Source organism: Nonomuraea sp. NPDC004354, from assembly GCF_053602555.1.
In genome coordinates this window covers 599,858-620,619 of sequence record NZ_JBSGDV010000002.1, presented here as the reverse complement: position 1 = coordinate 620,619, position 20,762 = coordinate 599,858, and the positions used below count along the sequence as shown (strand labels likewise).

The 20,762-nt window shown below is 72.4% G+C and carries 21 protein-coding genes; 13 read left to right on the top strand and 8 right to left on the bottom strand.

All coding sequences use genetic code 11. The features are described 5' to 3' along the window. Positions 1 to 342 precede the first annotated feature (342 nt). From ACWENQ_RS08810 to ACWENQ_RS08790, 5 genes are all read left to right on the top strand, one after another. Positions 343 to 1,734, top strand: coding sequence for an MDR family MFS transporter (locus tag ACWENQ_RS08810; RefSeq protein ID WP_449922090.1), 1,392 nt, complete (start codon positions 343 to 345; stop codon positions 1,732 to 1,734). 266 nt (positions 1,735 to 2,000) lie between these two features. Beyond that, positions 2,001 to 2,420 (top strand): hypothetical protein, encoded by a 420-nt coding sequence (locus tag ACWENQ_RS08805; protein WP_452413427.1) that lies wholly within the window; start codon positions 2,001 to 2,003, stop codon positions 2,418 to 2,420. A gap of 226 nt (positions 2,421 to 2,646) precedes the next feature. After that, positions 2,647 to 4,113, top strand: coding sequence for an alpha/beta hydrolase (locus tag ACWENQ_RS08800; protein WP_452413425.1), 1,467 nt, complete (start codon positions 2,647 to 2,649; stop codon positions 4,111 to 4,113). Between the two features lie 284 nt (positions 4,114 to 4,397). After that, positions 4,398 to 5,678 (top strand): ArsB/NhaD family transporter, encoded by a 1,281-nt coding sequence (locus tag ACWENQ_RS08795; protein ID WP_452413424.1) that lies wholly within the window; start codon positions 4,398 to 4,400, stop codon positions 5,676 to 5,678. Between the two features lie 51 nt (positions 5,679 to 5,729). Then, on the top strand, positions 5,730 to 6,170 hold the full coding sequence (locus tag ACWENQ_RS08790; protein ID WP_354909186.1) for a CBS domain-containing protein: 441 nt from the start codon (positions 5,730 to 5,732) through the stop codon (positions 6,168 to 6,170). Positions 6,171 to 6,232: 62 nt separating this feature from the next. On the opposite strand, the gene pdxR is transcribed toward ACWENQ_RS08790, so the two are convergent. Next, positions 6,233 to 7,636: a MocR-like pyridoxine biosynthesis transcription factor PdxR gene (gene pdxR / locus ACWENQ_RS08785; protein ID WP_452413422.1), complete on the bottom strand. Its 1,404-nt coding sequence runs from the start codon at positions 7,634 to 7,636 to the stop codon at positions 6,233 to 6,235. 120 nt (positions 7,637 to 7,756) lie between these two features. On the opposite strand from pdxR, the gene ACWENQ_RS08780 reads away from it, so the two are divergent. The 4 genes from ACWENQ_RS08780 (at position 7,757) to ACWENQ_RS08765 (ending at position 10,575) form a co-directional block, all read left to right on the top strand. Next, complete coding sequence (locus ACWENQ_RS08780; RefSeq protein ID WP_452413801.1) at positions 7,757 to 8,503, top strand: metallophosphoesterase; 747 nt, start codon at positions 7,757 to 7,759, stop codon at positions 8,501 to 8,503. Beyond that, a complete protein-coding gene (locus ACWENQ_RS08775; protein ID WP_452413420.1) occupies positions 8,493 to 9,143 on the top strand; it encodes an HAD family hydrolase in 651 nt (216 codons plus the stop codon). The genes ACWENQ_RS08780 and ACWENQ_RS08775 overlap by 11 nt, the downstream gene beginning before the upstream one ends. A 368-nt stretch (positions 9,144 to 9,511) precedes the next feature. Further along, on the top strand, positions 9,512 to 9,955 hold the full coding sequence (locus tag ACWENQ_RS08770; protein WP_449922101.1) for a YbhB/YbcL family Raf kinase inhibitor-like protein: 444 nt from the start codon (positions 9,512 to 9,514) through the stop codon (positions 9,953 to 9,955). Continuing rightward, positions 9,952 to 10,575: a protein-L-isoaspartate(D-aspartate) O-methyltransferase gene (locus ACWENQ_RS08765; protein WP_452413419.1), complete on the top strand. Its 624-nt coding sequence runs from the start codon at positions 9,952 to 9,954 to the stop codon at positions 10,573 to 10,575. The genes ACWENQ_RS08770 and ACWENQ_RS08765 overlap by 4 nt, the downstream gene beginning before the upstream one ends. Positions 10,576 to 10,629: 54 nt before the next feature. On the opposite strand, the gene ACWENQ_RS08760 is transcribed toward ACWENQ_RS08765, so the two are convergent. The 3 genes from ACWENQ_RS08760 to ACWENQ_RS08750 are packed head-to-tail and all read right to left on the bottom strand — an operon-like array spanning position 10,630 to position 13,834. Then, positions 10,630 to 11,406 (bottom strand): ABC transporter permease, encoded by a 777-nt coding sequence (locus tag ACWENQ_RS08760; RefSeq protein WP_452413417.1) that lies wholly within the window; start codon positions 11,404 to 11,406, stop codon positions 10,630 to 10,632. Further along, positions 11,403 to 12,917: an ABC transporter permease subunit gene (locus tag ACWENQ_RS08755; RefSeq protein WP_452413415.1), complete on the bottom strand. Its 1,515-nt coding sequence runs from the start codon at positions 12,915 to 12,917 to the stop codon at positions 11,403 to 11,405. Before ACWENQ_RS08755 ends, ACWENQ_RS08760 begins: the two co-directional genes overlap by 4 nt. Beyond that, positions 12,914 to 13,834 (bottom strand): ATP-binding cassette domain-containing protein, encoded by a 921-nt coding sequence (locus ACWENQ_RS08750; RefSeq protein ID WP_452413413.1) that lies wholly within the window; start codon positions 13,832 to 13,834, stop codon positions 12,914 to 12,916. Before ACWENQ_RS08750 ends, ACWENQ_RS08755 begins: the two co-directional genes overlap by 4 nt. Positions 13,835 to 13,968: 134 nt before the next feature. Between ACWENQ_RS08750 and ACWENQ_RS08745 the strand changes: the two genes are divergently transcribed. Together ACWENQ_RS08745 and ACWENQ_RS08740 are read left to right on the top strand one after the other, a co-directional pair. Then, complete coding sequence (locus tag ACWENQ_RS08745; protein WP_452413411.1) at positions 13,969 to 15,297, top strand: sensor histidine kinase; 1,329 nt, start codon at positions 13,969 to 13,971, stop codon at positions 15,295 to 15,297. A gap of 208 nt (positions 15,298 to 15,505) precedes the next feature. Then, entirely contained in the window at positions 15,506 to 16,165 is a 660-nt protein-coding gene (locus ACWENQ_RS08740; RefSeq protein WP_449922112.1) for a response regulator, read from the top strand. Positions 16,166 to 16,207: 42 nt separating this feature from the next. Here ACWENQ_RS08740 and ACWENQ_RS08735 read toward each other — a convergent pair whose 3' ends face one another. Then, a complete protein-coding gene (locus ACWENQ_RS08735) occupies positions 16,208 to 16,342 on the bottom strand; it encodes a hypothetical protein (protein ID WP_452413409.1) in 135 nt (44 codons plus the stop codon). A 222-nt stretch (positions 16,343 to 16,564) separates the two neighbouring features. Next, positions 16,565 to 17,476, bottom strand: a complete 912-nt coding sequence (locus ACWENQ_RS08730) for a LysR family transcriptional regulator (RefSeq protein WP_452413408.1) — start codon at positions 17,474 to 17,476, stop codon at positions 16,565 to 16,567. Positions 17,477 to 17,605: 129 nt separating this feature from the next. On the opposite strand from ACWENQ_RS08730, the gene ACWENQ_RS08725 reads away from it, so the two are divergent. Both ACWENQ_RS08725 and ACWENQ_RS08720 read left to right on the top strand, forming a co-directional pair. Further along, complete coding sequence (locus ACWENQ_RS08725) at positions 17,606 to 18,193, top strand: isochorismatase family protein (RefSeq protein WP_452413406.1); 588 nt, start codon at positions 17,606 to 17,608, stop codon at positions 18,191 to 18,193. A 49-nt stretch (positions 18,194 to 18,242) separates the two neighbouring features. Beyond that, positions 18,243 to 18,662, top strand: a complete 420-nt coding sequence (locus ACWENQ_RS08720) for a hypothetical protein (RefSeq protein WP_452413405.1) — start codon at positions 18,243 to 18,245, stop codon at positions 18,660 to 18,662. Positions 18,663 to 18,699: 37 nt separating this feature from the next. Here ACWENQ_RS08720 and ACWENQ_RS08715 read toward each other — a convergent pair whose 3' ends face one another. Together ACWENQ_RS08715 and ACWENQ_RS08710 are read right to left on the bottom strand one after the other, a co-directional pair. Next, positions 18,700 to 19,347: a response regulator transcription factor gene (locus tag ACWENQ_RS08715; protein ID WP_449922121.1), complete on the bottom strand. Its 648-nt coding sequence runs from the start codon at positions 19,345 to 19,347 to the stop codon at positions 18,700 to 18,702. Further along, on the bottom strand, positions 19,332 to 20,591 hold the full coding sequence (locus ACWENQ_RS08710) for a sensor histidine kinase (RefSeq protein WP_452413403.1): 1,260 nt from the start codon (positions 20,589 to 20,591) through the stop codon (positions 19,332 to 19,334). Before ACWENQ_RS08710 ends, ACWENQ_RS08715 begins: the two co-directional genes overlap by 16 nt. Between the last annotated feature and the right edge of the window lie 171 nt (positions 20,592 to 20,762).

The window sequence follows — 20,762 nt, the reverse complement described above, 5'->3', positions numbered from 1 at the left end:
TCGGCCCCGCGCGAAGCGACTGCGGTATCTCACCGGCCAGACCCCCGGGACAGCCGGCCTGACCAGGGGAAGGCCAGCCGGAGAGGTTCCCTGACTCGAGGGTGACCACAGGTGAAAACCGGGTGACATTTCGCGTCACTTGCCGCAAGGTGGAGCGCGGTCGATGAGTTTTGTCGGTGGTGTCGGTCAGTCTTTGTATGACCACGACTGCTAGTGCGACCCGAGGCTGGGCCCCAGCCATGACCATCATGTCCGACGACCCCGATCGAGGTATCCGTGTCCAGCCCACAGCTCGACTCACCCGCCACATCCGCGCCCGCCGTTGCGGGCCGCACTCCGCCCGTGATCCGGCTGCTGGTGCTCGCCACCTTCGTGGTCATCCTCAACGAGACGATCATGATCAACGCGATCCCGAAGCTGATGGGCGCGTTGCACATCACCGAGCAGACCGCGCAGTGGCTCTCGACCGCCTTCATGCTGACCATGGCCGCGGTCATCCCGGTCACCGGCTGGTTCCTGCAGCGGGTGTCCACCCGTCGCGCGTACACCACGGCGATGGGTTTGTTCCTGCTCGGCACGGCGTTGGCCGCGGTCGCGCCGACGTTCGAGGTGCTGCTGGGCGCCCGCATCGTCCAGGCGTCCGGGACGGCCGTGATGATGCCGCTGCTGATGACCACGCTGATGCAGGTGGTGCCCGAGGCGGACCGGGGCCGGGTGATGGGCAACGTCACCCTGGCCATCTCGGTCGCGCCCGCGATGGGGCCGGCGGTCTCGGGAGTGATCCTCCAGTTCGGGTCCTGGCGGCTGCTGTTCGCCGTGGTGCTCCCCATCGCCGCAGTGATCGCTTGGGGCGGGCTGAAGCAGCTCAAGAACGTCGGAGAGCCCCGGTTCAGCACCGTCGACTGGTTGAGCGTGGTGACCGCGGCCGCGGGCTTCGGCAGCCTGGTCTACGGGCTCAGCCGGTTCGAGGGCGGTGACGTCCGCCTCGCCGCCGCGATCGTGGCCTCCGGCCTGCTCCTCATCGCCGTCTTCGTCGTCCGCCAGCTGAAGTTGCAGAAGCGCGGTGTGCCGCTGCTGGACCTGCGTACCCTGCGCCACCGCACCTACACGGTCGCACTGATCATGATGTCGGTGGCCTTCATGTCGATGCTCGGCTCGATGATCCTGCTGCCGCTGTACCTGCAGAACATCCGCGGACTCAGCGCCCTGCAGACCGGACTCCTGGTGATGCCGGGCGGCCTCGCGATGGGGCTGCTCGGTCCGACCGTCGGCCGCCTGTTCGACCGGTTCGGCGGCCGGGTCCTGGTCATCCCCGGCGCGATCGGGATCATGATCGCGCTCGCCGGCTTCACCCAGGTCACGATGACCATGCCGTACTGGCAGCTGCTCGGTCTGCACGCGCTGCTGATGGTGTGTCTGGCCGCGACCTTCACCCCGGTGTTCACGCTCGGGCTCGGCGCGGTTCCCCCGCACCTCTACTCCCACGGCAGCTCGATCCTGAGCACGCTGCAGCAGGTCGCCGCGGCCTTCGGCACCGCGCTCGTGATCACCGTGATGAGCGCGCGAGCCGATGCCCTGAGATCGGCGGGAGCCCCGGAGGCTCTGGCGACCCTCGACGGCATGCGGCTGGCCTTCATCATCGGCGCGGTGCTGTCCGTGGCCGTGGTCGTCACCGCCCTGCTCCTGCCGGCCCGGGCGAACAACTCCGGCGAACTCGTCGGAGCCGGTCACTGACGCCGGCGTGCCGGCGGTGAGCGGAACGCCAAGGCGGGCGGGCCATCAGCGACCCTTCCTCGACGCTTGTCGAACGTGATGCCGGAGCAATGCGAGATCGCCCGCCTTGACCGAACTGGCCGAGCTGCTCCCGAACGACAGGCTCCGCCTCGACGAACGCCCCATCGCCGATCATGGCGTGGGGCGTTCGTGCGGGGACGGCACCTCCAGGCCGCGCAGGACGGTGCCGTACCAGGTTCCTTGCTCGTCCCCATGTCGCGAAGGAGATGGTCGCGTTGACCAGGTACGTGATCGGGCCGGACGTGGCCCTTCGACTGGCCCGCGACGAGGCCGTGATTCCCGACGAGCACCAGATCCTGGCTCCGACGCTGCTTCGCTCACAGCTGCTGTCGCTCCTCTACCAGGCGGTCCGCTGCGGCGAGGCGACCAAGAAGGACGCCGCCCGGCAGCTCGACCACGTACGTGGGCTACGGATCCGGCTGCTCGGCGACCGCGTCCTGCAGAGCACCGCGTGGAAGGTCGCCGACCGGCTCGGGTGGGATGACACGTACGCCGCCGAGTACATAGCCCTGACCCAGCTCCAGGCCGACGTGTTCGTCACGCTCGATGCGGAGCTCGCTCAGGCCGTGAAAGGGCTGGTGACGACGGCGCCCATCGAGGCTCTGCTCTCGTCGAACGCGGTGTGAGCCGCAGCGCGTCGAGCCGGCCTGGTCATAGGCGTCTTATCGGCATGGGCAGGCGGATCCGCGCGGCCCGCGCGCTGATCGCCCGGAGCTCCCGTGGTCGGTTCGAAGCCTCCTGTCCGTTTCATGACGAGGTCATGGGTGATCGGTGACGCGGTCTCTGGGACGGAGATCGGCGGTTCGGCAGAGTCGACGACACAGGCCGAACGATCACTGAAGAGGACCCACCATGCGAAATCTTGCGAGACTGGCCGCTGTCGGAGCATCCGCCACCGTGCTTGCCGCGGGCCTGGTGACGCCCGCGCAGGCGGCCGCCACCTCGTGGGCGCCCTGTCCGGCCGAGCGCGGAGTCGACGCGCGGCAGGAGTGCGCCACCCTCCAGGTTCCGATGGACTACCAGGCGCCCGGTGGGCCGACGATCTCGCTGGCGGTGTCGCGGATCAGGACCGCCAAGCCCGGTCTGCGCCATGGCGCCCTGTTGATCATCCCGGGCGGGCCGGGCAGCCCTGGCCTGAACCGGCCGAGCGTGCTGGTCAAGCGGCTGCCCCAGGAGGTGCTCGACCGCTTCGACATCGTCGGGTTCGATCCTCGCGGCGTGGGCAGGAGCTCGCCGGTCTCGTGCGGGCTCGAGTCCAGCGATCTCTCGCTCACCAGGCTCAAGCCGTACCCCGACGCCGACGGCGGCATCGCGGAGAACGTCGCCTGGTCACGCAGGATCGCCGAGGCCTGCGCCCGCAACGGCGGGCCGCTCGTCCGGCACATCAGCACCCGCAACGAGGCCAGGGACATCGACAGGATCCGTACGGCGCTGGGCGAGAGGAAGATCTCCGCCTGGGGCGTCTCCTACGGCACCTACGTGGGCGCCGTGTACGCCACCATGTTCCCCGACCGCACCGACCGGGTCGTTCTGGACAGCAACGACGATCCCGATCCGCGCCGGGTGGCGCGGCAGTGGCTGGCCAACTACGCCGTCGGCGTGGAGGACCGCTTCCCCGACTTCGCCTCCTGGGCCGCGGCCCGTGACGGCGACTACGGCCTCGGCACTGACGCCGCCGCGGTTCGCCGCACCTTCCTCGACCTCGCGGCGAAGCTGGACCGCAGCCCCTTGGCGTGGCCAGGCGCCAACCCCGGGCAGCTGAACGGCAACCTGCTGCGGGAGATCATGCTCAACGCGCTCTACTCCGACGCGAACTTCCCCATGCTGGCCGGACTCATGCGCGCCGCTCTGACCACCCCGGACGAGCTGCCCCCGCCGAACACGCCGTCCCCCGAGGCTCTGCAGAACACCGCCGCCCACGCCGGCGCGACCATGTGCAACGACGTCGAATGGCCGGACTCGGTGGCCCAGCACGAGCGTCAGGTGTCGCGCGACCGGGCCGCCCACCCGCTGACCGCGGGCATGCCGGTCAACATGGGGCCGTGCGCGTACTGGCCCGTCAAGCCCGCCGAGCGGCCCGTGCGGGTCAGCTCGCGCGGACCGGCCAACGTGCTGCTCATCCAGAACCTGCGTGACCCGTCGACGCCGTACAGCGGTGCGCTGAAGATGCGCCAGGCGCTCGGGCAGCGCGCCCGCATGGTCAGCGTCGACTCCGGCGGCCACGGCGTCTACCTCGCCAACGGCAACACCTGCGGCGACCAGGCCGTGACCGACTTCCTGACGACCGGGGTGCTGCCGGACCGCGACAAGGACTGCTAGGAATCTCCCCGATCGTGAGTGCGGGCCCGCCCGTAAACGTGCCGCGACGCCAGCCCGCGCTCCCGGCCGAAGAGTGGCGTGCGGGCGGGGGTGCGGGATCCCGACGGGTCATGGGCGGGGGTGCGGGATCCCGACGGGTCTTGATACGTTTCCTACGGGTGCGCCGGGAAGTCTGGTCGGCATTTTCAGGTCATGCGGCTGAAGGGCTGACACATGCGCGCTGATGATCTCACTGTCACGTTCCCGGCCGCCTGCCCGGCGCCGGCGGGCCGGGCGAGCTGCGCATGGCGGTGACCGCCTGGCTGGCGGTGGCGGTCTTCCTGGGCGCCTACGCGCTGATCGCCACCGAGAAGATCCACCGCGTCGCGGCCGCGCTCGGCGGGGCGGGGATCATGCTGCTGGTCCACGCCACCGACGCCGAGGCCGCGTTCTTCTCCGAGTCGACCGGGATCGACTGGAACGTCATCTTCCTGCTGCTCGGCATGATGGTCATCGTCGGGGTGCTGAAGCAGACCGGGGCCTTCGAGTACCTGGCCATCTGGGCGGCCAAGCGGGCACGCGGCCGGCCGTTCCGGCTCATGGTCCTGCTCATCCTGATCACGGCGGGCGCCTCGGCGCTGCTCGACAACGTCACGACGGTGCTGCTGATCGCGCCGGTGACGCTCCTGGTCTGTGAACGGCTGGCGCTGCCGGTGGCGCCGTTCCTGATCGTCGAGGCGATGGCGTCCAACATCGGGGGTACGGCGACGCTGGTGGGCGATCCGCCGAACATCATCATCGCCAGCAGAGGCGGGCTGACCTTCAACGACTTCCTCGTCCACCTGGCGCCGTTCATCGTGGTGCTGCTGGTGGTGTTCGTCGGGGTGTGCCGGTTGCTGTTCCGCGAGTCCTTCTCCTACGACCCGGAACGCGCCGCCGAGATCATGAGCCTGAACGAGCGTGCGGCGATCAGGGACCGGCGGCTGCTCTGGCAGTCGCTCGCCGTCCTGGCCGTGGTGATGGCGGTCTTCGTGCTGCACCTGTACGAGCCGTCGGTGGTGGCCGTTCTCGGCGCGGGTGTCCTGGTGGCCGCCACCAAGGTGACCACGTCGGAGGCGCTGGACGAGGTCGAGTGGCCCACGCTGGTGTTCTTCGCCGGGCTGTTCGTCATGGTCGGCGCGCTGGTGCACACCGGGGTCGTCGCGCAGATCTCGCGGCTGGCCGTCGAGGCCACCCAGGGACAGCTCGGGCCGGCGACGATGGTGCTGCTGTGGGGCTCGGCCGCGCTGTCGGCCATCGTGGACAACATCCCCTACGTGGCCACGATGAGCCCGATCGTCGAGCAACTCGTCAACGCCAACGGCGGCGAGGGCGGTCAGGTCCTGTGGTGGGCGCTGGCGCTCGGCGCCGACCTGGGCGGCAACGCGACCGCGGTGGGCGCCGCGGCCAACGTCGTGGTGGTGGGCATCGCCGCCCGCAACGGCACCCCGATCAGTTTCTGGCAGTTCACGCGCTACGGCCTGGTGGTCACGGTCGTGTCGATCGTTCTCGCCACGCCGTACCTGTGGCTGCGCTACCTCATGTGACCGTCCTGGCCGGTCCTGATCCACGACACTGCCGCGCGTTACGCTGACGGCATGCGAGCGCGCGACCTTGCCGGCGACTTCCCCACGGTCACCCTCGACACCCCCGCCATCGAGGCCGCCCGCCTGCTGGCCGACCGCGACCTGCCGGGGTTGATCGTCCTCGACGAGAGCGGCCGCCCGTTCACCATCCTGCCCGGCACGCAGGTGCTGCTGCTGGCCGTACCGCGCTACTGCCAGGACGACCCGGCGCTGGCTCGCGTGGTGGACGAGGCGCACGCCGACCTGTTCCTGCGCCGGCTGGGCGACCGGACGGTCCGCGCGTGCCTGCCCGAACGGCAGCGTGAGCTGCCGATCGCCGAAGGGAAGGCGACGGTGCTGGAGATGGCCGCGCTGATGGCCCGCACCCGCAGCCCCCTGGTCGCGGTGGTGGACGACGGCAGGCTGCTGGGTGCCGTCACCCTGCAGGCCCTGCTCGACCACACGCTGGCCTAGCAGCCGAGACAACGCGGGAGTACCGGCCCCTCGCCGCGATGCCGCCTCCCGCGGTGTGCGGGCTACGGGAGAAGCGCGGAGGTCAGGGCTGTGGACAGGGCGTCGAGGGCGGCCGGGTAGGCGCGTTCGGACGACGCCGCGAAGCCGATCAGCAGGCCGGACGGGGAGCCGGCGGGGTCGTGGTGGAGTTCGGTGAGTCCGCGGAGCGCGAGGCCGTGGGCGGCGCAGTGGTCCAGGACTTCCCGCTCGGTGGGGCCGTCGTCAGGGAGGGTGACGAGGGTGTGGAGCCCCGCCGGTACGCCGTGGGCGGTGAGGCCCGGGATCGCGGCGACGCGGTCGAGCAGGAGCGCGCGGCGGCGGGCGTAGCGCAGGCGGGCGGCGCGGATGTGGCGGTCATAGGCGTAGGTGGCGATCAGGTCGGCGAGGACGAGCTGGTTGAGGGTCTCGGTGTACTGGTCGGCTTCCCGCTTGGCCAGCACGACCTCCTGGAGGATGTGGGGCGGCAGCACCATCCAGGCCAGCCGGAGCGCGGGGGCGAGGGTCTTGGAGGCGGTGCCGCAGTAGACGGTGTGGTCGGGGGCCAGCCCCTGGAGCGCGCCGACGGGCTGGCGGTCGTAGCGGAACTCTCCGTCGTAGTCGTCCTCGATCAGGAGGCCGCCGGTGTCGCGGGCCCACGCGTAGAGCGCCTGGCGGCGGCTGGAGTGCAGCGGGACACCGGTCGGGTAGTGGTGGGCCGGGGTGAGGAACACCGCCGCGGTGCCCGGCACCAGCGCGTCGGCGCGGGCGCCGTGCGCGTCGACCGGCAGGGGGACGGTGGCCAGCCCGGCGCGCCGGACCACGTTCCTGAAGTGGTTGTGGCCGGGGTCCTCGACGGCCGCGGTCGTGGCGTGGCGCGCGGCCAGCACGGCGCCGAGCAGGGTCACGCTCTGGTAGTAGCCGGAGGTGATGACGATGTGGTCGGGGGAGGCGATGACGCCGCGCGTGCGGCCGAGGTAGTCGGCGAGCGCGCGCCGTAGCGCGATGTCGCCCTGCGGGTCGCCGGACGCGAAGATCTCCGGCGGGCCGCCGGTGAGGACCCGGCGGGTGGAGGCGAGCCAGGCGCGGGTGGGGAAGGCGCTGATGTCAGGCAGGCCGGGACGCAGGTCGTGGCGGGGAGGCGGCGGCGCGGACGCGGGCCGCGGGGCGGCCGGGGCGCGCGCCGGCAGCTCGGCCACCGTGGTGGCGGACCCGGGGCGGGTGACCAGGAAGCCCTCCTCGACCAGCTGGTCGTAGGCGGCGGTGACGGTGCCGCGCGAGAGGCCGAGTTCACGGGCCAGCCCCCGGGTGGACGGCATGCGGGTGCCCGCGGGCAGCCGTCCCTCCCGGATGGCCGAGCGCAGGGCGGACTCCAGGCCGGCGCGCCTTCCGGTGCCGGTCTCGACGCGGAGATACAGGTCGATCCCCGAACTGGTCCAAGAAAGTGGCACAGGACTGGATCTTATCTGTAGTCCGGTTGCTTCCTAGGCTCTGAGCTCGACAGCCCGGGACGCGGCGGGCACCAGCGTGCCGGGCGACGACACCGCCTCGAAGGGATGCCCGCCTTGACAGTGATCGCGCACCTCAGCGACACGCACATCGACGACGGCGAGCGCAGCCTCGAACGCGCCGCGGCCGTCATGCGCCACCTCGAAGACCTTCCCTACGACCTGGACGCCGTCCTGATCACCGGGGACATCGCCGACCACGGCCTGCCCGCCGAGTACGAGCGCGCCCGGCGGCTGTTCGCCTCGCGGCACCCGGTCCTGATATGCCCGGGCAACCACGACGACCGCGCCGCGTTCCGCGAGCACCTGCTCCAGCGGCCCGCGTCGGCCGCGCCGATCAACCAGTCGCTCCGCGTCGGCGACGCCGTCGTCGCGCTCTGCGACTCCTCGGTGCCGGGCAAGGACGAGGGCTTCCTGGAGGACGAGACCCTCTCCTGGCTGGAGCGGCTGCTCGCCGACACACCGAGGACGGTGCCGGTGCTGGTCGGCTTCCACCACCCGCCGGCCCTGCTGCACGACCCCTTCATCGACGGCCTCCGCCAGTTCGGCGCCGAACGGCTGGCGGCGCTCGCGGACCGCCACGACAACATCGTGGCCTTCCTTTCCGGGCACGCGCACACGGCGGCGGCGACCACCTTCGCCGGTCGGCCCCTGCTGGTGGCACCGGGTGTGGTGTCCACCCTCCGGCTGCCATGGGAGCGGCGGGCCCGTCCCGATGACCACGTCCACCTCGACCAGCCGCCCGCGCTCGCCTTCCACATCCTCGACGACGAGGGGCGACTGACCACCCATTACCGCAATGTCGTCTAAGTTGGTGATCTTCGACAACGACGGCGTGCTGGTCGACAGCGAGCCCACGGCACACCGGGTGATGTCCGCCTACCTCACCGAGCTGGGGTACCCGATGACCGTGGACGAGTCCCTGCACCACTTCCTGGGCAACGCCGGGCGCAACGTCCACCAGGTGATCGCCGACCGCTACGGAGGAGTCCTGCCGGAGGACTTCACCGCCCGCTGCCACGAGCGCGTCTTCGCCGCCTTCCAGGAGGGCGTGGCCGCCGTGCCGGGCGCGGCCGAGGTGCTCGCGGAACTGCGCCGGCGCGGCGTCCCGTACTGCCTGGCCTCCTCGTCGGACCACGCCTGGATCGACCTCACCCTCGACCGGGCGGGGCTGCGCGACCTGCTTCCCGCCGAGGCCGTCTTCAGCGCCCAGGACGTCGGCGGCGTGGGCAAGCCGGCGCCCGACGTCTTCCTGCACGCGGCGGCGACGCTCGGCGTCGCTCCTGACGACTGCCTGGTGGTCGAGGACAGCCCCAACGGGGTCCTGGCCGCCCGTACGGCAGGCATGGACGTGCTCGGATACACGGCGCTGACCCCCGCGCAACGGCTCGTCGACGCCGGGGCGACCGGGCTGGTCTCCCACCTGCCCGAACTCCTCGACCATCTCTGACACCTGCCGACTAGGGCGAGGCCCGGCTCCCGGAGGCGACCGCTCACGAAGGCCGGGCCCGGTTCCCTGGAGGCGGCCGGGCTCGGCCCGGTCCTGCCACAGCCCGAGAGAGACACGACGAAGGCTGATCCGCGGACGAAGGGGCGGGCGCGGGCCCGGAGGAAGATACGGACGCCGATCCAGGGCGCGCAGGCGCGGGCCCAGCGGAAGACGGGGCACAGGCCCAGGAAGGCACGGGCGCAGGCGCGGGCCCAGCGGAAGGCGCGGTTCGCCGAGCAGGACGGGGCCGCCTGGCCAGGGCGGACAGGTGGAGCCGGACACCCGGGATAGCCTTCGGGCGGCCTGGGCAGCAGGTGGGCATGACTGGGATGACAATACGGAGCACCGCGTTCAAGGATCACGGGGAGATCCCGCGCGACCACTCCCGCGCGGCCGGCGACGTCTCCCCCCAGCTCCAGTGGTCGGGCGTGCCGGACGACACGGCCGAGCTGGCGCTGGTCTGCGACGACCCCGACGCCCCGAGCGGCACCTTCATCCACTGGCTGGTCGCCGGCATTCCGCCGGGAACCACCGGGCTGGACGCCGGCGCCGACCTGAAGCAGTACGCCGTGGGACGCAACGACTTCGGCGAGCCGGGGTACGGCGGGCCGCACCCGCCTTCGGGCGGCAGCCGGCACCGCTACTTCTTCCGCGTCTACGCCCTGTCGGCCCCGACGAACCTGGCGGACGGGTTCGACTTCGAGGAGCTCAAGCTGCGGATCGATGCCACCACGCTGGCTGCCGGAACCCTGGTCGGGACCTACGCTCGGTGACCAGGACCCTGGTGCGGGCCGTCCAGGAGGCAGGGGTGCGCGACCCGCGCCTGCTGGAGGCCGTGCGCACCACCCCGCGCAAGGGGTTCGTGCCGCCGGAGTTCGCCGCGCGGGCCGAGCGGGACGAGCCGATCCCGATCGGGCACGACCAGCCGACCTCGCAGCCGACGCTGATCGCCCGGATGGTCGAGGCCCTGCGGCTGTCGGAGACCGACAGGGTCCTGGAGATCGGGACGGGATACGGCTACCAGACGGCCCTGCTGGCGCGGCTGGCCCGGCAGGTGTACTCCGTCGAGCGTCACGCGGACCTGGCGGCGCACGCCAGGGCCAACCTCGGGTCGGCGGGTGTGCGCAACGCCGAGATCGTGGTGGGCGACGGCAGTCTGGGCCTGGCGGAGCACGCGCCCTTCGACGCCGTCGTCGTCTCCGCGACGGCGCGCCAGGTGCCCGCCGCCCTGGCCGCGCAGCTCGCCGAGGGCGGCAGGCTGGTCATGCCGATCCGCACGCGGGAGGCCGACATGGTCACCCTGTTCGTCAAGCGGCACGGCCGCCTGAGACAGCAACGCCTGCTGCTGCCCGCCTGCTTCGTGCCGCTGGTCCAGCCGGGGACCGACCGGTAGTCCCTTCCCGCCGGGCAGTCGCGTCCCCCACGTCCCGCCGGGCAGTCGTGTCACTCACGCGTCGCGCCCTCGCAGGAGCAGGCCGCCGGTCAGCAGCGCCGCGGCGGCCCACGCGGCGAGGACGCCGAGGCCGGCCCACGGGCTGAGAGGCAGGCTGTCGAGGTGGGCGGTGGCCTGGACGGCGAGCCCCGCGTTCATCGGCGAGATCCGCCACAGCAGCCGCTGCCAGTCCGGGTCGTTGATCAGGAAGGGGACGGCCGCGAGCACGTACAGCAGGCCGAACAGCACCCCCATGGCCGTCGCCGAGTCCCGTACGGCGGTCGCGACGCCCAGGCTGAGCAGGGCGATCAGGGCCAGGTAGAGCACCGAGCCGGCCGCCGCGCGCAACGTCGGGCCGTCGGCGAGCGACAGGGGCGGGAAGCCGTTCGCCGGGGTGAAGCCGTTGCCCGGCAGGATGAGCCGTCCGGCCGTCAGGGAGCCCAGGACGGCGACGGCACCGGCGGCCAGCGTCACGCCGGTGAGGACGACCGCCTTGGCGGCCAGGACGGTGGCCCGGCGCGGCATCGCCGCCAGCGTGACGTGGATCAGGCCGGTGCCGTACTCGCCGGTGATCGCCAGGACGGCCAGGATGGCGACGACCGCCTGGCCCGCCTGGACCCCGATGAGGCTGAGCTTGGTGACGTCGTCGGTGCATCCCGTCGCCTGGCAGGACACGGTGGCCGCCGCCGCCGCGCTCAGCGCCGGGGTCAGCGCGACGAGGGCGAGCAGCAGCCAGGCGGGACCCGCCAGGGTGCGCAGCTTGGTCCATTCGGCGTGCAGCGCCTGCCTCATGCGTCCCTCCGGCGCAGCCGGACTGCGGCCAGGCCGAGCGCGAGCGCGGCGTAGCCACAGGACACGGCGAGGCCGGCCCAGGGTGGCAGCGGGTAGTAGCCGGCCTGCGGCGAGATGTTGCCGACCACGTGCGCGTACTCGGGAAGGCTCTGCTGGATCGCGAAGCCGGCGGCCGGAGTGAGCCGCATCAGCCACTGCGTCGCGCCCAGGGGCAGGACGGAGGACGTCGCGAGGATGTGCGGAAGGACGATCGCCGCGAGGGCGACGGTGACCGCCGCGGCGCTGCGCCGGAACAGCGCGCCCAGGGCGAGCGCGAAGACGGCGACGACGGCGAGCAGCGCCGCGACGCCCGCGACGACGCGCACCTCGGTGAGCACGGGCACCGGAAGGACGTAATTGCCGTTGGCGCGCAGGACGCGCGTGCCGATCAGGACCGTCGCCGTGGCGGCGGCCAGCCCGGCCACGAACGTCGCCACGGCGATCACCACGGCCTTCGCCGCCAGCACCCCGCCGCGCCGGGGGACGGCGATCAGCGTGGTGCGGATCAGCCCCCTGCGGTACTCGCCGGTGACGAACAGCACCGCCACCACGACCACCCCGATCAGCCCGGCCAGCACGCCGGACAGGGTGCTCTCGATGGTCCTGCCCTCGTCGCTCGGGCCGATGTCGCCGACGCCGGTCACGCTGACCGTGCCGCCGGACCGCTCGACCCTGCCCGGATGGTGCGGTTTGCCGTCGGGCCCCACGGTGACGCCGATGTCGTCGTGGCTCCACGCGCCGCCCGCCGTACCGTCCACGCCGACCTGGTCGAAGACGGCGGTGGCCTCGGAGAAGCGCGCCGCCGTGATGCTGCCGCCGAAGTCGCCGCGCGTCGTCGTGACCGCGCCGGGAGAGGTGGCGAAGATCCCGACGCGCACCGTGTCCGGCAGCCCGGCCAGGGTGACCGTGCCGACCGTGGTCCACCGCCGCCCGTCGGCCGACTCGTAGCCGGTGAGGGAGTCGCCGGTCCTGGTGAGCCGCAGCCAGCGCGGCGACTCCTTCGAGACGCCGCCAGGACGTCCTGCGACGTCGTGCACGAAGTCGTGCTGCATCCGGACGCCGTGCTCGGCCGTGACCATCACCGCCGCGTAGGTGGAGCCCTGGCGCGTGCTCTCCTTGACGATGATCCCGGCCTTCGCCCACGGCGTCAGTCCGGCGGCCTCGTTCCTGACCCCCGGCGTGACGTCCGGCAGGCGGATCCTGCCGCTCAAGGAGGTCACGCGGGCGGTGATGCTGCCGTCCCCCGCGAGCGACCGGTGCACGAAGAAGAACCTGTCGTTCACCGCCTGGCCCTCGGGCCCCAGCGGTGGCTCGGGGCAGGGAACCTCGACCGGGCCCGCGCTGCACGACGTGTGGCTGCCCGACGCCGCCAGCAGCCCCAGCAGCGCGGTGACCAGCGCCGCCACCACCAGGCCGACCACCCAGCCGCGGACCGTGCGGAACTTTGTCCATTCCGCGCGCAGCACGCTCATCGCGCCGCCCCCCTGAACTCCACGGTGTCCCTGGTCAGCTCCATGTAGGCCTCCTCCAGCGTCGCTCGGTGCGCCGCCACCTCGGAGAACGGCACGCCGTCCCGGCCGAGCAGCGCCACGACCCGCTCGGGGGCCAGCCCGGAGACGGTGAGCGTGTCGCGGCCGGCGGCGGCCACCGCGGCGCCGCCCTCCCTGGCCAGCGTCCGCATCGCTTCGGAAAGTGCCGAGGTGCGCAGCGTGACCCGGTCACGGGAGGCGGCCGCGATCAGCTCGGCCGTACCGGTGTCGGCCACGACCCTGCCGCGGCCCACCACCACGAGATGGTCGGCGGTGTCCTCCAGTTCGCTCATCAGATGGCTGGAGACCAGTACGGCGCGCCCCTCGGCGGCCAGCGACCGCAGCAGGCCGCGGATCCACACGATGCCCTCCGGGTCGAGGCCGTTGACCGGCTCGTCGAGCATGAGCACCGGCGGGTCGCCCAGCAGCGCCGCGGCGATCCCCAGCCGCTGGCGCATGCCCAGCGAGAACCCGCCCGCCCTGCGCCGCGCCGCCGACGCCAGCCCGACCAGTTCCAGCACCTCGTCGACCCGCCGCGCGCCCATGCCCTGCGAGTGGGCCAGCCACAGCAGATGGTTGCGCGCGCTCCGGCTGGGCTGCAGCGCCCCGGCGTCCAGCAGCGCGCCCACGTGGCGCAGCGGGTGCCTCAGGCTCCGGTACGGCCGGCCGCCGACCAGCGCGTGACCCTCGTCGGCCGCGTCCAGGCCGAGGACCACCCGCATCGTGGTGGACTTCCCCGCGCCGTTCGGGCCGACGAACCCGGTGACCTGGCCCGGCCGTACGGTGAAGGACATCCCGTCCAGCGCCATGGTCCGGCCGAACCGCTTACGCAGCCCGGCGACCTCGATCGTTGCTCGCATGCCGGGAGATTAGGCAGCGGCGGCGGCGCGAGTCGTCACGCCGCCGAGCGATCTTCCCCGTCGCTGGGCCGAGCGACACCGGGTCCCTCACACGAGGGATGCCATCGACCCGGCCTGCGGCGACAATGACCTGTGTGGTTCGGGCATGGGTGCATCGCAGGGGCGCGGAGTTTCCGCACGCGTTCATCGTGGTCGGCGCGCTGCTGACGCTCGTCGCGGTGGCCGAGTCGATCCTGCGTGCCCGCGGCCTGACCGCCGACCGGCCGGCCGGGCTACCGGTGTTCGTCCTGCTCGGCCTGGCCACCACGCTGCCGCTGGCGCTGCTGCGGGCGCAGCCGGCCGTGGCCGCCGTCGTCGTCTCCGGCACGGCGGTGCTGTCGCTGACGGCCTTCGAGACCCTGACCGTGGCGGGGGCGTGCGCGCAGCTGGTCGCGGGCTTCCGGCTCGGGCGCGGCGACGGGCGGCGGTGGCTGGCGCTCGTGCTGGCCGCGCCGTTCCCGCTGCTGGCCCTGCTCGGCACCGGCGCGGTCAGCGACGTCGCACCCGCGCGGGGCGCGCTTGAGGCGGGCGCACTCGGGACGGGCGGGCTCGGGACGGGCGGGCCAGGCGGGCTCGGGACGGGCGGGTTCGTGTCTGGCGGGTTCGGGCTGCACGACGCGGCGGGCATGTCCGCCGGCGGCTACCCGTACCTGCTCGTCCTGCTGCTGGCCTGTCTGGCCCCGGCGGCGGCCCTGGCCGGCGTCGCCTGGCGGGCGCGCGGCGACGCGCGCGAGAGCGGCGTCGCCCGGCAGGCCATCGCCGACACCCTGCTGGAGCACACGGCGCGCGGCGAGCGCGCGCGGATCGCACGCGAGCTGCACGACGTCGTCGCCCACCACATCTCCCTGGTCGCCGTGCAGGCGGAGACCGCGCGGCTGGCCACCCCCGGCATGCCGGCCGCGGGTGCCGAACGGCTCTCGGCGATCGGCGACACCGCCAGAGCCGCGCTGACCGAGATGCGGCGGCTGCTGGGCGTGCTGCGCGAGGACGCCGAGACCACCTCGGCGGACTGGCACCCCCAGCCGGGCCTGCGCCTGTCCGAGCTCAACGAGCTGGTCGACGAGTCGCGGCAGGCGTCAGGGACGGCCACCCGCCTCATCCTGCGTGGGGACCCGGTCGAGCTCGATCCCGGTGTCGAACTCGCCGCCTACCGCATCATCCAGGAGGCCCTCACCAATGCCAGGCGACACGCGGCGGGCGCCGCCGTCGACGTGGAGCTGCGCTACACCGGCCAGGGGGTGCTCGTGCGCGTCCGCGACAACGGGCCAGGCCCGTCACCGGACGCGCCGACCACGGGCCACGGGCTGTCCGGCATGCGCGAGCGCGCGGCGGCCGTCGGCGGCGAACTGTCCACCGGCCCCGCCCCGGGCGGCGGCTTCCTCGTCGAGGCCCGCCTGCCGGGCAGAACGGCGGCCAGCCGGTGAGCGCGGCACCGAGCCGCGAGCCGCGCCGATGGGGAAGATCGGCGACCGGCCAATGAGCGCGGCACCGAGCAGCGAGCAAGGCCGACGGAAAAGATCGGTGGCCGGCCGGTGAGCGCGGCACCGAGCCGCGAGCCGCGCCGACGGAGAAGATCGGCGACCAGTCAATGAGCGCGGCACGAAGCATGCCGGGAAAGGGGACGACCTGCCCATGAGCACGGTGCGGATCGTCGTGGCCGACGACCATCCGGTGGTGCGCACCGGATTCGCCGAGCTGCTCGGCACCCAACCCGACTTCACCGTGGTCGGCACCGCCGGCGACGGCGCCGAGGCCGTACGGCTCTGCCGCGAGCTCTCACCCGACGTCGTCCTGATGGACGTGCGCATGCCGGGCACGAACGGCATCGACGCCACCAGGCGGCTGGCCGGCGACGGCGGGCCGCGCGTCCTCATCCTGACGACCTTCGACCTGGACGAGTACGTCTACGACGCGCTGCGCGCCGGCGCCAGCGGGTTCCTGCTCAAGGACGTCACCGCCGAACGGCTCTTCGACGCCGTGCGCGTCGTCGCCGGCGGCGAGGCCCTGCTCGCACCCACCGTGACCCGCCGCCTGATCAGCGAGTTCGCCCAGCTGCACCGCCGGACCGAAACCGCCGCGCTCTCCGCGCTCACCCCTCGCGAGACGCAGGTGCTCCGGCTCATCGCGGAAGGACTGTCCAACCCGGAGATCGCCGGCCGGCTGACCGTGACGGAGGAGACGGTCAAGACGCACGTCAGCCGCGTGCTGAACAAGCTCGGCCTGCGTGACAGGACGCAGGCCGTGGTGGCCGCCTACGAGACCGGCCTGGTCGTCCCCGGCCGCCGCCCCTGACCCTGCCGACCCGGCCCATCCGGCCGCCGGCCCTGACCCCGCTCATCCGGCGCGCGGATCCCGGTAGAACGGACGGCACTCCAGCATGCGCCCGTCCCGCACCCTGATCAGCTGCACGATCAAGGTGTCGACGTGCCTGCCGGTGGCACGGGCCAGGAAACGCACCCGGTTCCGCACGATGACGGTGTCGGGTGTTCCTGCTCCAGGAACTCCATCGACTCCCAGACGTCGCTGAAGACGGCCAGAAACCGCTCCATCTCGGCATGTCCCCGCCAGGTCCCGGTGCCGGTGAACGGCAGCCCCGCGCCTGGTGAAGGACCACCTCGGGGTCCAGGAGAGCCGCGACGGGCTCGTAACCGGACGGCCTGGAGCTGACCGATCTCGAGACGATCGGCGCGGTCAGCCCGGCCGGCCGGCCAGCGGGCCTCTGTCGTTGACGGCGGCGTGGGTGAAGGCGTCGACCCGGGCGGTGGCGCCGGTGGTACGCCAGATCAGCCCCCATTCGAACGGCGGAGCGTCATCGATGGGCAGGTAGACGACGTCAGGACGGGCGTAGTAGTGGACGGCCTGCGCACCCACGACGAGCATCCCGGCGCCCGCCCCGACCAGGGCGAGCGCTTCCTGGACCGTTTCCGTGACCTGGCCCTGGCGGATGGGCCTGCCTGAAGGGGTGGTCTGCGGCGCCCGGTCCAGACGCCAGTAGCCGGGCAGCGAGGCGGACGGCTGCAGGAGGACGTCGCGGGCCAGGTCCTCCAGGGTGACCGAGGCGCGGCCGCTGAAGGGGTGTCCGGCGGAGACGGCCAGCATGCGCGGCTCGGTGAACAGGACCGGGCCGGTGGCCAGGTCGGGTTCCCTGACCGGGAAGCAGACGATCGCCACGTCCACCTCCTCGGTCCGGAGCCGGTGCAGGAAGTCGGACATGTGCAGCTCGTGCAGCCGGACCTGGCAGTCGGGATGGCGTCCGCGGAACGTGGTGGCGGCCTCCAGCGCCACCTGGCCGGCCGCCGCTCCGGCGAACCCGAGGTGCAGCAGGCCGCTGATCCCTCTGGCCGCGGCGATGGCCCGGTCCAGCCCCGCCTGGATCTGCGCGTGCGCCGGCGCCAGGTCGTCGTACAGCCTCCGGCCGATCGACGTGAGGTTCACCCGGCGGCTGGTCCGTTCGAACAGCGGGGCGCCGATCCGGCGCTCCAGCTTCTGGATGGTCTGGGTGACGTGTGAGCGGGACACCAGCAGCCGCTCGGCCGTCCGGCCGAAGTGCAGTTCCTCGGCCAAGGCCAGGAATGCCGCGATCTCGTGCCGTTCCAGCCCCACTGCTCCCCCTGCGCCGTTCACTGTGACTGAACGATTGTTCCAGGTCGCGGCGTTGTTGGGCGATTCACCGTCGATCAGAGTTGGCGGTGCGGGGGACACCCCGCGATCACCTGCTGACAGGAGCTTGAGATGAGCTTTGTGCCCTTCACCCCGGACGACGCCGCCGTGCTGCTGATCGACCACCAGGTCGGGACGATCGGCTGGGTCGGCTCGGCCGACCACGACGAGCTGCGGGCCAACACCGTCCGCCTGGCCAGGACCGTCAAGGCGCTGGGCATGCCGACCGTGCTGACCACCAGCATGGAGGACCAGGTCCAGGGGCCGCTGATCCCCGAGCTCGGGCAGATCATGCCTGCCGAGTACGCCGCGCGGATCCAGCGCACCGGAGTGGTCAACGCCATGGCCGACCCCGCCTTCTCCGCCGCCGTGGAGAAGACCGGCCGCCGCCGGCTGATCGTCGCGGGTGTGACCACCGACGTGTGCGTGGTCTACCCGGTTCTCAGCGCCCTCGCCGGCGGCTACGAGGTTCAGGTCGTCGTGGACGCCTCCGGGTCACTCACCACGGTCAGCGACGAGATGGCGCTGCGCCGCATGGAGCGCGCCGGCGCCGTGCTCAACACCACCCGGCCGCTGCTGGCCGAGCTCGCCGACAACTGGGCCGGCCCGTCCGGTCAGGCCGTCCTGCGCGTTCACGCCGAGCTCGAGGCGCAGCGCTGATCCTCCCGGGCCCGGAGAGCGGCCCCGTCCCCGTGGCAGGAGCGACGACATGACAAAGATCCTTCTGATCGGGCTCCATCCTGGCGCGATCGACTTCGGCAGGCATCCGGGGCTCGACGAGGCGACGCTCGCCGCCCGGATCGAGCAGGGCTTCGCGGCCGTGCGGACGGCCGGCTTCGAGGCGGAGCCGTGCCTGGTCGACGCCGACCCGGACGCGGCTGAGAAGACCGTCCGTGACCGGCTGGCCGAAGCATCCTTCGACCTGGCCGTGATCGGCGGTGGTGTGCGCATGACACCCGAGCACACCCTTCTCCTCGAACGGCTGATCAACGTGCTGGTCTCGGCGGCCCCGGGCATCCGGTTCTGCTTCAACACCTCCCCGGAGAGCACGCTCGATGCCGTACGCCGGTGGGTGCCGGCCGGCCGCGCCCACGAGGGGAGGTCGCCCGGCCCGAAGGAAGCAGTTTGACGCGCCTCGAAGGCAGCCCGCCGCACGCCCCGCCGTGTCAGGGGTTGTTCAGGTAGGCGAGGACGGCGAGGACCCGGCGGTTGTTGGTGTCGTCATCGGTGATGCCGAGTTTGCCGAACATGGAGGTGGTGTACTTGCTGATGGCGCTTTCGCTGAGGAAGAGCCGCTGGCCGATGGCCTGATTGGACAACCCCTCGGCCATCAGGCCGAGCACGGCGTGTTCGCGTTCGGTGAGCCCTCCGAGTCGCCGGTCCGAGGACCCGCTGGACAGCAGCTTGGTGATGACGGCCGGGTCCATGGCGGTCCCGCCGCCGGCGACGCGCTCCAGCGCGTCGATGAACTGGTCGGCGTCGAACACGCTGTCCTTGAGGAAATAGCCGACGCCGCCGGAGCCGTCGGCCAGGAGTTCGCGGGCATACAGCTGTTCGACGTGCTGGGAAAGGATCAGGACCGGCAGTCCGGGCACTTCGCGGCGGGCGGCGAGAGCCGCCCGCAGGCCCTCGTCCGACTGGGTCGGCGGCATGCGGACGTCGACGACGGCAACGTCCGGCCGCCACGTCAGCAACGCGTCGAGCGTCTCGGGTCCGGTGGTCGCGGTCGCCACCACCTGGTGTCCGTACGCCTCGAGGAGGCGGATCATCCCGTCGCGCAGGAGGTAGAGGTCTTCGGCTACAACGATTCGCATGGGACCACCATCCTCACACGGGTCGGACCGCCCGCCGGACTGGTGATCTCCACGGTGCCGTCGAAGACCGACAGCCGGCGGCGCAGCCCCGCGAGCCCGCCGTCGGCTCGCACGCTCACCCCGCCCCTGCCGTCGTCCTCGACCTCGACGGCGATGCCGGTGTCGTCGCGGACGACGGAGATCCGCGCCCGGGTCGCACGGGCGTGCTTGGCCGCGTTGGTCAGCAGTTCGGCCACGCCGAAGTACAGGGCGGACTCGATCGGCGGGTCCAGGCGTAACCGGACGTCGGCGCTGACGGTCGCCTCGAGCGGGCTGTCCAGGGCGAGAGCGCGGACGGCGTCGACGAGCCCCCGCTCGTTCAGCACCGGCGGGCTGATGCCCCTGACCAGTTCGCGCAGCTCGGTGAGGGACGTGGTCGCGCCGGCTCGCGCCTGTCGCAGCAACGCCTTGGCCTGGTCGGGATCGGTCTCCATCAGCTTCTCCGCGGTCGCCAGGGACATACCGAGCGCGACCAGGCGGGCCTGCGCTCCGTCGTGCAGGTCCCGCTCGATCCGGCGGATCTCGGCGGCCTGCGCGACCGTGGTGTCCGCGCGCTGGGCCGTCAGCTCGTCCACCCGCTCGGCCATCGTCATCGCGGGCGACGGGCCCAGGAAGCGGACGGCTACCGGCTCGGCGGACCGCCAGGCGTACGAGGCGCCGCCGATCGCCACGGCCAGGCCGAGCACCCCGATCAGGCGCGCGAAGAACGTCGGCTGGGACAACCCGAGGATCGCCGCCACGAGTCCGGCCGGCGGGATCGCGCAGATCACGCCCACGGTGACCGGTGCGATCGCCGTGAACCGCAGGTCACGCCAGGTGGCGGGATCGCGCCACCTGGTCCGCCATTGCTGGTCCATGCGGGCGTCCCGGCTGGTGCGCTCGTAGGAGTACCCGTTCCACCAGTACCCGGTCGACATCTGTGTCACCGCCCCGGGCTGCCGGTATCCGCCGGGGATGACGGTGCCCGTCCACTTCGCGACGAGGGAGCGGAACATCCGGCAGACCGGGCGGGACAGGGCGAGCGTGCCGATACACGCCCACAGGAACGGCACTGTCCCCGACCACGGGTCTCCGTCCCACCACCAGATCCACACCGCCACGGCAGCGGCCCACACGGCCGGGACCAGCATGGCGACGGCCGCCACGACGCACGCTCGCCCGAACCCCACACAGGCACTCACCACCCACGACACCAGCTGTCGCATGATTCCCCTTCTCACTCCGGCACCCCGACTCACCAGCAGCCGACCGCGGCACCCGCGGTACCCGCGGCGGGCTGGTGTCTCCACAGTGCACCGCACGGAGTCTGACACCCCCCGGATCGGCGCTGAAGTGGGGCTGGACCCACCAACCCGTACGTCCAGGCGCATACCGCC

What these genes read in the sequence shown, in the direction of transcription:
- ACWENQ_RS08720 (WP_452413405.1), top strand. Translation starts at nt 18,243, where the DNA reads ATGACAAAGATCCTTCTGATCGGGCTCCATCCTGGCGCGATCGACTTC.
- ACWENQ_RS08755 (WP_452413415.1), bottom strand. Translation starts at nt 12,917, where the DNA reads ATGAGCGTGCTGCGCGCGGAATGGACAAAGTTCCGCACGGTCCGCGGC.
- ACWENQ_RS08740 (WP_449922112.1), top strand. Translation starts at nt 15,506, where the DNA reads ATGAGCACGGTGCGGATCGTCGTGGCCGACGACCATCCGGTGGTGCGC.
- ACWENQ_RS08800 (WP_452413425.1), top strand. Translation starts at nt 2,647, where the DNA reads ATGCGAAATCTTGCGAGACTGGCCGCTGTCGGAGCATCCGCCACCGTG.
- ACWENQ_RS08750 (WP_452413413.1), bottom strand. Translation starts at nt 13,834, where the DNA reads ATGCGAGCAACGATCGAGGTCGCCGGGCTGCGTAAGCGGTTCGGCCGG.
- ACWENQ_RS08795 (WP_452413424.1), top strand. Translation starts at nt 4,398, where the DNA reads ATGGCGGTGACCGCCTGGCTGGCGGTGGCGGTCTTCCTGGGCGCCTAC.
- ACWENQ_RS08790 (WP_354909186.1), top strand. Translation starts at nt 5,730, where the DNA reads ATGCGAGCGCGCGACCTTGCCGGCGACTTCCCCACGGTCACCCTCGAC.
- ACWENQ_RS08775 (WP_452413420.1), top strand. Translation starts at nt 8,493, where the DNA reads ATGTCGTCTAAGTTGGTGATCTTCGACAACGACGGCGTGCTGGTCGAC.
- ACWENQ_RS08715 (WP_449922121.1), bottom strand. Translation starts at nt 19,347, where the DNA reads ATGCGAATCGTTGTAGCCGAAGACCTCTACCTCCTGCGCGACGGGATG.
- ACWENQ_RS08760 (WP_452413417.1), bottom strand. Translation starts at nt 11,406, where the DNA reads ATGAGGCAGGCGCTGCACGCCGAATGGACCAAGCTGCGCACCCTGGCG.
- ACWENQ_RS08805 (WP_452413427.1), top strand. Translation starts at nt 2,001, where the DNA reads ATGGTCGCGTTGACCAGGTACGTGATCGGGCCGGACGTGGCCCTTCGA.
- ACWENQ_RS08725 (WP_452413406.1), top strand. Translation starts at nt 17,606, where the DNA reads ATGAGCTTTGTGCCCTTCACCCCGGACGACGCCGCCGTGCTGCTGATC.
- ACWENQ_RS08710 (WP_452413403.1), bottom strand. Translation starts at nt 20,591, where the DNA reads ATGCGACAGCTGGTGTCGTGGGTGGTGAGTGCCTGTGTGGGGTTCGGG.
- ACWENQ_RS08770 (WP_449922101.1), top strand. Translation starts at nt 9,512, where the DNA reads ATGACAATACGGAGCACCGCGTTCAAGGATCACGGGGAGATCCCGCGC.